This window comes from Micromonospora sp. SL1-18 (assembly GCF_047921505.1).
GTDB lineage: Bacteria > Actinomycetota > Actinomycetes > Mycobacteriales > Micromonosporaceae > Micromonospora.
Genome location: NZ_JBLROA010000113.1, coordinates 1 through 9,987, shown reverse-complemented (window position 1 = coordinate 9,987; position 9,987 = coordinate 1). Strand labels below are relative to the sequence as shown.

Here is a 9,987-nt window from a genome sequence, read left to right as displayed (position 1 = left end):
AGCCAGCGGCACGTGTGCCCCCACGAGGCCAGCCGATCCGCCTGCTCCTCGGTGGGATACAGCCGGTACTTCCGACCCAGGTCCGCCTTCACGCCCCACATCATACACCTGTTCTATTGGCCACCGATTACCCGGTTCGCACCGGCAGACATTGCACTTTCCTGCTCCACGCCCACTTGGTCTTCATCACGAAGCACCAAGCACGAGTCTTCACCGACGAACACCTGCACTACCTCGAACAGGTAATGCGCCAGGTATGCGAACAGTTCGAATGCGAGCTGGTCGAGTTCAACGGCGCAGACAACCACGTCCACCTACTGGTGAACTTCCCACCCAAGGTGACCCTGTCCAAACTGGTCAACTCCCTCAAGGGCGTGTCCTCCCGCTACCTACGCCGCGACTACCCCAACATCCGCCACCACTTCTGGCGCGACGCCCGCCTGTGGTCCGGCTCCTACTTCGCCGGCTCCCTCGCAGACGCACCCCCGGTCAGCCCTCCACCAATACATCGAACAGCAGAACCAGCCGGGCTAGACGACGCTCGGGCCTTGGCGGCCCTCCCGCCGGGACCACATGCTCGAGAAGATGATCATCCAGAAGACGCTGCGCGTGCCGGCTAGCACTGACGCGGCTGGCGACGGCACGTCGGTGGCTCGGCAACTGGATGCGGCGCTGCTCGATGTCGGGTTCTCGGTGTCGCAGTCTCTGCTGGAGCACATCGGCGCCCTGGCCCCCAGGCCGGCGTTGGACCTCGCCGCCACGGTCGTCTCGGCGGTGCGCGAACTGGTCGGCGACCATGACCAGCACAACGCCTATTTCATCGGCTTCCCAGACGACGTGCCGGACACCATCGAGTTCTGGACGGACCGGCTACGGGCGGCCGTACTCACCGGCGGGGGCACCGTGACCGACGCGCAGCTGCGGGACGCCGTCGCCTCGGGCGGGGTGAATTTGCTCGACCTGCCGGCATACGGCACCTACCAGCACACCTATGCCGAGCTATTGGCCGCGCACGACGACCTGATCACCGCAGCCGGTGACCGGGTGACTTTGCTGCGTCTCGGCGACGCCGCCGACGTGGAGGCAACGCGGCTTTATCTCGCCCTGGCCGGTAGCTCGACGCCACACGGCGAGGCGGACCTCGCGATACTCAGCGAACTCGCGGTCGCCTGCGTGGACGGCACACAGCCGGCCGAGATCCCGGTGCGGGAGAACCGTGCCGTGCTCAACGGGATCCAGCTCGTCCTCGGGCGGCCGCTGGTCGCCGTGGACACGACGACCGACGTGCTGCGCCTTGCCTGCCAGGTCTCCGGCGGGGACGTCTCGCTCGTGACACCCACGCGATTTCGTGCCTTCCGGCGCCCGGAGCGGCGGGTGCTGCTGGCCGCGCTGAACAAGGTCGTCGGTGCGAGCCCGGACAAGCTCGGTGACGTCGTGCGCTACGCGGAACGGTGGAAGCGGCTCGGGGAGCGGCTGCATCCACACGAGTACAACCAGTGGCCGCACGCGCAGGAGGTGTTCGCGGTCGCGCGTGGCGAGCGCCGGGTGCGTAACCTCGCTGGCCGTGCGGAGGCGGCGATCCGCGCCGGAGCCATCGGTCCGGCCGCGTCGGTGCTGTCGGCTGCGCCGGGTCTGCTTCTGCGGTCGGCGGACCGGCTGCTGCGGCTGGCGTCGGCGTCGGAGCGGGCCGTTGTGGTCGAAGCAGTCACCGGTGCGCTCGGCTCGGCGTCGGGCCGGGTGCTCTGTTCGCTGCGGGAGCATGTCGGTAACCGGCTGACGCCCGCGTCTGCCCGGATGTACGTGGGCCGCTCGCGGCGCGCGTGGGTCGGGCCGGACGAGCGGCGACCACTGCCAGCCGGGTTGGTGGCCGAGTTGTCGTCGCTGCTCGACGCGGAAATCAGCGCCCGGCTGCCGGAGTCGCAGCGACCGCTGGTGGTGGACCCGGAGGTGCTCGATGTCGCGCTGCCGCTGTCTGGCAAGGCGGCCGAAGGCGGATTCGCGGTGCTGCCGAGGGGCTCGCGGGCGTCGGTATCCGGTGAGCTGCTGCGTTTCTTCACGTACTGGCGGCAGACCAATCGTCGCACCGACTACGACCTGTCGGTGCTGCTGCTCGATGACGAGTTCCACGCCGCGGGTCAGGTGTCCTGGACGAACTACCACCACGACGGCGTGGTGCACTCCGGCGACATCACCGACGCGACGAATGGTGCGACCGAGTTTATCGACGTGCCCCTGACGGTCCGCGGGCAGTATGTGGTTCCGCAGGTCTACATCTATGCGGGCGGGTCGTTCGATGAGGTCGCCGAGTCGATGTTCGGGTACCAGACCCGGACGCGGGACCAGCGCGGCGCGCCGTTCGACGCGCGGACCGTGCGGGCGCGTTCGCACCTGCGCGGCCAGGGCCGGGTCGCGCTGCCGGTGGTGTTCGCCAGGGGCGAGCGTGGCTGGCAGGCTGTGTGGCTGCACCTGTATCTGCGGGGGATGCCGTCGTTCAACCGGGTGGAGGACAACACGTTCACCACGGCCGACCGGGTACGAGCGCTGGTGGAGCGGCGTTACCTGACGATGTCCTACCTTGTCGACCGGTGGCGCGCACGGGCCGAGGTGATGATGTGGAACGGCCGGTTGCCGGACGAGCCGATCACGTTCATCGGAATCGAGGCGCCCGAGGACCTGCCGGACGGATCGGAGGCGTATACGCTGGGTCGGCTCAGTGAGCTGATCCCTGAGTAAGCGGCGACAGCCGAGGCTATGCGGGCGCTTCCTGCTATTCCGTTCGATTCGGGACCTCCGCGCAAGCGGAGGATCTGGTATTCAGCGCCCGCGCTCTCCTCGGCCCTCGCCGGCGGGCGACGGGAGTGCCGCGGGTGCTTGGTCACCTCGTCGACGTCGGAGGTTACCAAGATCGCCAACGTTCCATACTCGGATCTGATGCTATACGGTCGGGGGGTGAAAACCGAGCGTCACTGGTGGAACGGCAACCGCACTGTGCGAGGGCGTCGCGACGTGTACATCCGCACCGACGGCGAGTCGTGGGAGGTCGAGGCCCGAGCCGGCGGCGACGCTGGTCGGTCGAAGATCCACCAGTGCCCGGGCCGACAGTCGGCGGAGATCCTGGCCCGGGCATGGATGGACGAACAGAGCAGGTGGCAGGTCGTGGCGCTCTGATCGGCCGACGCCGATGCTCGTCCGCCGCCTGTCGGCTGGCAGCGGGACCCGGCAGCGGGTTCGAGTAGACTGACAGCACGGCCCGCCCAGCATGGCGGCCGGGTACGATGTCCCACGCCACGCGTCGCGGCCGAAACGGTCAGCGCCGGGCGGGACGTCCCTTCGACGTTCGGAGCCTTCATGGCGGCACGCCGCCCACGCCAGACCACCTCGTCCAACGCCCTCAGCTTCGCCGACCTCGGCGTGCCCGACGCGCTGAACCGCGTGCTGGCCGCGACCGGGGTAGAGCGGCCGTTCCCGATCCAGGCCGCGACACTGCCCGACGCGCTCGCCGGACGGGACGTGCTCGGCCGGGGCCGCACCGGTTCGGGTAAGACCTATGCCTTTGTACTGGCGGTGCTGACCCGCCTAGCCGCCACCGCCGCGCCTCGGCGGGCCGGGCGCCCGCGGGCGCTGATCCTCGTACCCACTCGTGAGCTGGCCACTCAGATCGACAGCGTGATGGCGCCGCTGGCGCAGGCGCTGTCGCTACGCACGATGACCATCTTCGGTGGCGTCGCCGCCCGACCTCAGATCGCCGGGCTGCGCGCCGGGGTCGACGTCCTGGTGGCCTGCCCGGGCCGGCTCGCCGACCATGTCGAGGCCGGCAACGCGCACCTGGACGCCGTCGAGATCACCGTGCTCGACGAGGCCGACCACATGGCCGACCTCGGCTTCCTGCCCACCGTACGGCGGCTGTTGGAGCAGACCCCGCGCGGCGGGCAGCGTCTGCTGTTCTCCGCCACCCTGGACGCCGGCGTCGATGTCCTGGTGCGGCGGTTCCTCACCGATCCGGTCGTGCACAGCGTCGACTCGACGCTGTCGCCGGTCGCCGCGATGGCGCACCACGTCCTGCACGTCCACGCCGACGACCGGTTCGCCGTGCTGGTCGAGCTGACCGCCGCGCCGGGCCGCACCGTGGTGTTCACGCGTACCAAGCGGGGCGCGAAAACCCTCGCCCGCCGGCTGGTCGCGGCCGGTGTGACCGCCGTCGAACTGCATGGCAACCTGGCCCAGGCCGCGCGCACCAGGAACCTGCGGGCGTTCTCCGACGGGGAGGTACGCACGCTGGTCGCCACCGACATCGCCGCCCGCGGCATCCACATCGACGACGTGGCCCTCGTCGTGCACGCCGACCCGCCGGTGGAGCACAAGGCGTACCTGCACCGCTCGGGCCGTACCGCCCGGGCCGGCGCGGCCGGGACCGTCGTCACGCTGATGACCGACGGGCAGGTGCCCGAGGTGCGGGAATTGACTCGCAAGGCGGGCATCACGGCGACTACGACCCGGCTGCGCCCGGGTGACGCTCTGCTACGCGAACTCGCCCCGGGGGAACGGACGCTGGTCCCCCAGGCCGTACCGCGCCCCGCCGGGCCGCCGCACGAGGCGCAGCCCGCCCACGGCGGCCGCGGCCGACGCGGCGGCAAGCCGACGCCGACCACCTCGACACGATCCGCACCGGCGCGATCCGGTGCGGCGGCCTTCTCCGCCCGGGCCCGGCCGGGCGCTCGCCACGGTGGGCGCTGACCCCTACCCGACGGGGCCGAGCACCGAGACGCACCTGTCGAGGGCACGGAAACCTCGCTATCCCTGGGTGACGGGTCCGAGATCATCAGGGCTAATCGCCTTCGCCACCTCGCTCAGGTCATTGTCCAGCTGGTGATCGCGCCCGGTCAGCCGGTGCAGTTGTGCCTGCGGAATGGCGCGGGCGTACAGGTCAGCGTGCGACGGTGGGGCAGTCTCATCCTGGAGTCCATGGAACACGTGCACCGGCACGCCTTGCGGCAGCCGCGCGCCGAGGTCGTGCGGCAGCTCGAACTCGTCGCCGGGCCACCCGCCAGCGCCGACGAACGGAGCGGCGATCAGCACGATCGCCCGGAGCTCCTGCTCCGGTGGCCGCTCGGCGAGCGTGTTGATGAGAATCGTCCCGCCCACCGAATGGCCGGCGATGACCGCGCCGTCGTTCAAGGTGGTCATCTCACGCCGGATGGCCGCGCTCCACCTGGCGTAGCTCGGGTCGTCCTCGTCGGGCATGCGCGGGTAGCGGACCTCGTACCCGTCCCCGAGCTCCCGCCTCAGGCTGTCGAACAGCTTGTCGTCCCATTCGTCGTGCGCGCCCGCGCCGCCGCCCTGGATGAACAGGATCTGCCGGGTCCCTGCCATGATGATCCTCCTTCGCACCCTCGTGTCGTTCCGATTCGATACCCCCTGCCGGCCCGTGCGAAGCCCGGGCGACCTACCGGGGCCCGGGCTGTCGACCAGTACGGCCTGGGCACGTGGAGCGCCTGTGACGCCAGTCCCGGCAGTGGATCTCGACCCCGATGAGAGTCTGGGTGTGGGCGGTGTCGTTGTAGGTTCACTGCTCATGACAGACCAGGTGCGCGCCGAGAACGTCTTTCATCGCCGCAGAACGGCTCGGCGCTGCTTCAGCTCCTCCTCGCTGATCTCGCCGCGTGCGAAGCGCTCGGCGAGAATCCGCTCGGCCGCGCTGCGCGCGGACCGGGCCGGCGACCTGCGGTAGATCAGGTAACCGAGCGACGACAGCACGAGGAGCCAGAACAGGGCAGGGAAGATCAGCCACCAGCCCGCTCCACCGTTCCAGTGGCCGTTCCCGTCTCCCCACCACGGGCCAGGGTGGGCGTACACGTAAGCCAACATCACGATCTCCCTCGGTCTCGGGCTCGCTCCTGCTCGCCCTCTGCCCCGAGCATGGCCCGCGGGGAGGCTGCCGCCGTCGGTCGTGCAACGACACCCGCCGTACGTCGCAGGACGTACCTCCCACCAACACCCTGGCGCGCCGGCCGGCCTCGGGACGCGACCGGCCGACGCGAGGGAGGTGGATTCAGGCCGAACCGTTCCAGAAACCGCACTTGTGTGCCTTGCCGAAGTCGGTCAACTCGATGCTGCCGGCTGTCATGGACAGCACGAGGCCGTCGCCGCGATACTTCGGCCAGGCCGGCAGGCCGGCGCCGTTGGGGTCGCCGCTGGCGGCAAAGTTCGACCAGTATCGGATCAACTGCTCGGACAGGTGCCGCTGCGGCGCGGTCAGCGCCGGGTCTCCCGGCCCGTCGAACGCGCCGTCGAACAGGTACGGCAGCTCGGCGGCGTGCGGGGCGCCCAACGGGAACCCCGCGATGCTTGTGCCGCTGTCCTCGGCGAACTCGTAGGCGTACACCGGGGCGTGTTCGGCGGCCGCTCGGTTGGCCGGAAGTACCGGGCAGGCGCCCAACATCTGGCCCCAGTCGGTGAGTACCGTCGCCAGCGCGACACTCGGGCTCGGGTAGCCGGCGGCCGGGTAGTGGGCCCGTACCGCGTTTGCGCGAGGGCCGAACTGCGCGGCGAGAAGCTCCGGGTAGTCGGCGACGGTCACCGGACGGCCACGGGCGTCGTGTTCCAGCGCAACAAAGGGGCGCATTTCGTCACGGGTCGTGCCAGCCAGGATCGGTACGCGTGCGGATGATCCTCGACGTAGCGCGTCCAACGGTTGCCGCGGCAGCACCGACGTGTCCGCGACCGGTAGCCAGGGCAGATCCGCGAGCCGGCCGGCGGAGATCGGCATGTGGTCGGCGCCGAGGGCAACCAGGCGGGCCGCCGAGATCGCGCGAAGGCAGTCGGCTTCGGTCGCCGGCGTGGTGCAGCCCAGGTCCTGGGCGGCCTGCCTGCCCCGCGTCTGTGCCACCTTCCTGGTCACCATCGCGTTGCCGCAGGGGCTGCTCTGGATGATCGCTTTCTGGAACAGGCCTGCCGCGGCGGGCGAGGCAAGCTGTGCGCATACGGTGTACCCGCCGGCCGACTGCCCGGCCAGTGTGACGTTGTCGGGGTTGCCGCCGAAGCCGGCGATGTTCCGCCGCACCCAGTGGAGCGCGGCGCGTTGGTCGGCCAGCCCGTAGTTACCGGCGTCGGGGTCGGCGGCCAGCGCGGGCAGGTCGAGGAACCCGAGTGCGCCGAGCCGGTAGTTGACCGTCACGACCACCATGCCACCGGTCACGGCCAGGCGGGTCGGGTCGTAGTCGCTGCCTGCACCAGAGACGAAACGGCCACCCGGGAGCCACACGAGGACCGGTCGCGCCCGGTCGTCGCCGTGGACCGGCGTGGTGACGTTCAGGTACAAGCAGTCCTCGTCCCCGACGATCGTGGCACCGGTCGGGCCGCCCAACTGTGGGCAGACCGGGCCGGGCTGGATGGCGGCCCGGGGCGAGTCCCACGGCGCGGGCGGCGAGGGCGGGCGCCACCGCCTGGCACCCACCGGTGGCGCCGCGTACGGGATGCCGGAGAAGCTGCGATGATGGGCTGACACGCTGCCGTGCAGGACGCCGGAGTCCACACGGACGATCGGGGAAAGCTGCACACTTGCGCCGCCGCTGGTCGGGATCGCTCCGGATACCGCGAACGACCCGGCAACAGCAACGAGCGCGACAAACAGCCGTAAATATCTCATGCCTCGTGACGTTAGGAAGCACACAGCGCACGGTCATCCGTACGTGAGCGACACCCCGACTACGTCCGCACACGTACGCCTCCCACCGTGCTCCCCGAGCCTAGGATCGGCCGGGCGGTCTGCGGGGCACATGGCAGCGCACCCACCGGCGTTTTCGCTGGCGGGCGCGGCTGCAGGTGGAGGTGATGTGACCAGGTTGAATCAATCGCCTTGGCGTTGCACGAAAGCTTCGTTCGGAGGCCGCACCTGATCGTTCGGCCACCTCCGGGCCAGTCCAGGGCCGCGGACGGGGTTGGTACTTGTCGGCTCCGGGCTACGCTGTTCCTGCTCGAATTCTGGCCCGGCTACTCGGCCAGCGGCACCCCACAGGAACACCGCCAGCAGCAGCATCCACACGATGAATAGGCCGACACCGAAAAGGGAAGAGTTGCCTTCGACGCCCCGGCCGAGGACGCTGAAGGTCGAGCCCAGGGCGAACACGCCGGCCGCGACGAGCCCGCCGACGCCGAGCCATTTCGCCAGCAGCCCGGTGCGAAGTGCGCTGAGAGAAACCGCGGCGGTGAGCGCGGTGATGCTCCACACGACCGGCATGCGCCCTTGCAGCTGGTTGAGGGCCAGCACTGCTGACAGGTCGCCCGCGTCGGCCGCGCCGACGAGGGCGGTCTCGGCGGCCTGGGACACGAACCCGAGCGTGACGAACACCGCGCCGCTGATCGCGACCGCAGTGGCAAGCGTGTCCTGACCAGCCCTTCGTATGACCGGGGCCAAGGCCGCGACAAACACGATCGCCGCCAGCAACGCCGCACCGACAGCGACCTCGCTGGCCACCAGTGCCGACCGGTGCGCCACATTGAACGCGGCCACAGCGGCGGGAGTATCCCCGTCCGGGCCGAGCCCTTGCAGCAGCCGATGGACCACGTAAAACACGTCGAAGCCGAACGCACCGAGGGCAGCCGTACGTAGCGCGCGAGTGCCGGTGGCACCGATAGTCGTGCCGGACGAGGAAGCGAGTGTGATGGACATGCCTGCGATGCTGTCGCAATCGGACGGCCGGGATCGTCCGCCGGCTGGAGACAGCCGCCCGCGCGGCTACTGCGGCGGCGTACTCCGCTGGAAGTATCCACCCACGGCGACCAGGCCGGTCTCGTAGACGAAGATGACCAGCTGGGCTCGGCGAGGCCACGGAGCGATGACCGTGGGGGTGACCGCGGGCAACAGCAGCGCCTCACCGCCCGCCGCGATGCGTACAGCGGCGACGAGGTCGTCGGGTTCGATGTCCCTGACGAGAAGCCGTCGCCCCGGCTTGCAGAGCGGCGAACACGTCGGGCTCGTCGGTGAACATCGTCAGCACAACCACGTGTACGCCCGACAGGGCGGCATCGCCCGTGATGCGGCGGGTGGGTCTTCCGATGCGTCGCCTGCGGGCACCAGGACCACGCCGACGTCAACGCGGCCAAAAACATCCTCGCCGCCGGGCTGGCGGACAGGGCGTGGAGACCTCGCCGTCGGGCGGCCGGTGAAACGCCAACCACCCGCATGGCTCGCGGGGGGAGGAAGTCAAAGAACGCCTTTGTCGGAACCAACAACAACAACCACGGATGGTGGGCTATTCGTTGACCAGGACGGGGACGCCGACTGCGGCGGATACCACTTGGCCACGGAGTTTGCTGGGGATGGCGATGCTGAAGGCTTCCCGTTCCTCTGGTGTCTGGTGGTCGTGTCCGTCTTCGTTGTTGTGGTGGACGAACCGGCCGGTGTGTAGTAGCCGTCCGTTGCTGTCGTAGAGTCCGGCAACGACCTGGAGTTCCAGGATCGCGCTGACGTCGCTGGTGACCGTGATCGATCCGCTGACCGTCTCGCGGTTCAGGGTCAGGTCGTCGAAGTCGAAGCGGTCGTCGAAGGGGCCGGGCGCCGTGGCGACGGTGCCGGGGGCAGGGTGCTGCTGGCTCAGTCCTGCCAGGGTCGGCTCGCCGGACGCCGATACCAGCCCGGGAACGCGGTCTTAACCGCCGCGGCTGCAGGGGCCGGAAGTTGGTCGGTGCCGCCCTGGTCGGAGCAGGCGGCGGTGGCGACAAGCGCTGCGGCGACCCGCAGACCAGCCAGGAAGGCTCACGAACTTGGTTATGAATCCTCAGTGGACATATACTGATTGGGTGGATTTTCTCCGACTGCCGAAGGCCGCGGAGCGGCTGGCCGTGCACGGTGACACCCTCGACGTGCTCCACTCGATGAAGCTCGATGGGTGGGAGGAACTCTTCAAGGGTTTCGCTTCCCTGGTCGCGGTGTTCGTCGGGGGCCTGTGCGGGATGGGTGCGGTAGAGAACTGGCGCCGCCTGTTGGTC

At 69.7% G+C, this 9,987-nt stretch carries 10 protein-coding genes and 2 pseudogenes; 6 read left to right on the top strand and 6 right to left on the bottom strand.

Annotated features, from left to right (window positions below; all coding sequences use genetic code 11):
* A partial coding sequence (locus ACNAW0_RS28990; protein WP_416291217.1) for a helix-turn-helix domain-containing protein occupies positions 1-101 on the bottom strand: 101 nt, incomplete at its 3' end.
* 15 nt (positions 102-116) lie between these two features.
* Between ACNAW0_RS28990 and tnpA the strand changes: the two are divergent.
* The 4 genes and pseudogenes from tnpA to ACNAW0_RS28970 all read left to right on the top strand — a co-directional run bounded on the left by tnpA (position 117) and on the right by ACNAW0_RS28970 (position 4,734).
* A pseudogene (tnpA, locus tag ACNAW0_RS28985) lies at positions 117-534 on the top strand (IS200/IS605 family transposase).
* Between the two features lie 39 nt (positions 535-573).
* On the top strand, positions 574-2,733 hold the full coding sequence (locus tag ACNAW0_RS28980; RefSeq protein ID WP_416291216.1) for a hypothetical protein: 2,160 nt from the start codon (positions 574-576) through the stop codon (positions 2,731-2,733).
* A gap of 216 nt (positions 2,734-2,949) precedes the next feature.
* Positions 2,950-3,168 (top strand): hypothetical protein, encoded by a 219-nt coding sequence (locus ACNAW0_RS28975; protein WP_416291215.1) that lies wholly within the window; start codon positions 2,950-2,952, stop codon positions 3,166-3,168.
* 180 nt (positions 3,169-3,348) lie between these two features.
* Positions 3,349-4,734 carry a DEAD/DEAH box helicase gene (locus ACNAW0_RS28970; protein ID WP_416291214.1) on the top strand — a complete coding sequence of 462 codons (1,386 nt, stop codon included), beginning with the start codon at positions 3,349-3,351 and terminating at the stop codon, positions 4,732-4,734.
* Positions 4,735-4,791: 57 nt separating this feature from the next.
* Here the strand turns inward: ACNAW0_RS28970 and ACNAW0_RS28965 are convergent, their stop codons facing one another.
* The 5 genes from ACNAW0_RS28965 to ACNAW0_RS28945 form a co-directional block, all read right to left on the bottom strand.
* Positions 4,792-5,370 carry an alpha/beta fold hydrolase gene (locus ACNAW0_RS28965; RefSeq protein ID WP_416291213.1) on the bottom strand — a complete coding sequence of 193 codons (579 nt, stop codon included), beginning with the start codon at positions 5,368-5,370 and terminating at the stop codon, positions 4,792-4,794.
* Between the two features lie 234 nt (positions 5,371-5,604).
* Entirely contained in the window at positions 5,605-5,865 is a 261-nt protein-coding gene (locus tag ACNAW0_RS28960; RefSeq protein WP_416291212.1) for an SHOCT domain-containing protein, read from the bottom strand.
* A 184-nt stretch (positions 5,866-6,049) separates the two neighbouring features.
* On the bottom strand, positions 6,050-7,645 hold the full coding sequence (locus ACNAW0_RS28955; protein WP_416291211.1) for a carboxylesterase/lipase family protein: 1,596 nt from the start codon (positions 7,643-7,645) through the stop codon (positions 6,050-6,052).
* 201 nt (positions 7,646-7,846) lie between these two features.
* Complete coding sequence (locus tag ACNAW0_RS28950; protein WP_416291210.1) at positions 7,847-8,668, bottom strand: hypothetical protein; 822 nt, start codon at positions 8,666-8,668, stop codon at positions 7,847-7,849.
* Positions 8,669-8,734: 66 nt separating this feature from the next.
* Positions 8,735-8,860, bottom strand: coding sequence for a hypothetical protein (locus ACNAW0_RS28945; protein ID WP_416291209.1), 126 nt, complete (start codon positions 8,858-8,860; stop codon positions 8,735-8,737).
* Positions 8,861-9,052: 192 nt separating this feature from the next.
* On the opposite strand from ACNAW0_RS28945, the pseudogene ACNAW0_RS28940 reads away from it, so the two are divergent.
* Together ACNAW0_RS28940 and ACNAW0_RS28935 are read left to right on the top strand one after the other, a co-directional pair.
* A pseudogene (locus tag ACNAW0_RS28940) lies at positions 9,053-9,262 on the top strand (hypothetical protein); the annotation flags it as partial.
* Between the two features lie 536 nt (positions 9,263-9,798).
* Positions 9,799-9,987 (top strand): hypothetical protein (locus ACNAW0_RS28935; RefSeq protein WP_416291208.1); only part of this gene is annotated, 189 nt, incomplete at its 3' end.

Bases quoted from the DNA above. Each gene is read 5' to 3' on its own strand.
- ACNAW0_RS28980 (WP_416291216.1), top strand. From the start codon at position 574: ATGCTCGAGAAGATGATCATCCAGAAGACGCTGCGCGTGCCGGCTAGC.
- ACNAW0_RS28950 (WP_416291210.1), bottom strand. From the start codon at position 8,668: ATGTCCATCACACTCGCTTCCTCGTCCGGCACGACTATCGGTGCCACC.
- ACNAW0_RS28965 (WP_416291213.1), bottom strand. From the start codon at position 5,370: ATGGCAGGGACCCGGCAGATCCTGTTCATCCAGGGCGGCGGCGCGGGC.
- ACNAW0_RS28960 (WP_416291212.1), bottom strand. From the start codon at position 5,865: ATGTTGGCTTACGTGTACGCCCACCCTGGCCCGTGGTGGGGAGACGGG.
- ACNAW0_RS28970 (WP_416291214.1), top strand. From the start codon at position 3,349: ATGGCGGCACGCCGCCCACGCCAGACCACCTCGTCCAACGCCCTCAGC.
- ACNAW0_RS28955 (WP_416291211.1), bottom strand. From the start codon at position 7,645: ATGAGATATTTACGGCTGTTTGTCGCGCTCGTTGCTGTTGCCGGGTCG.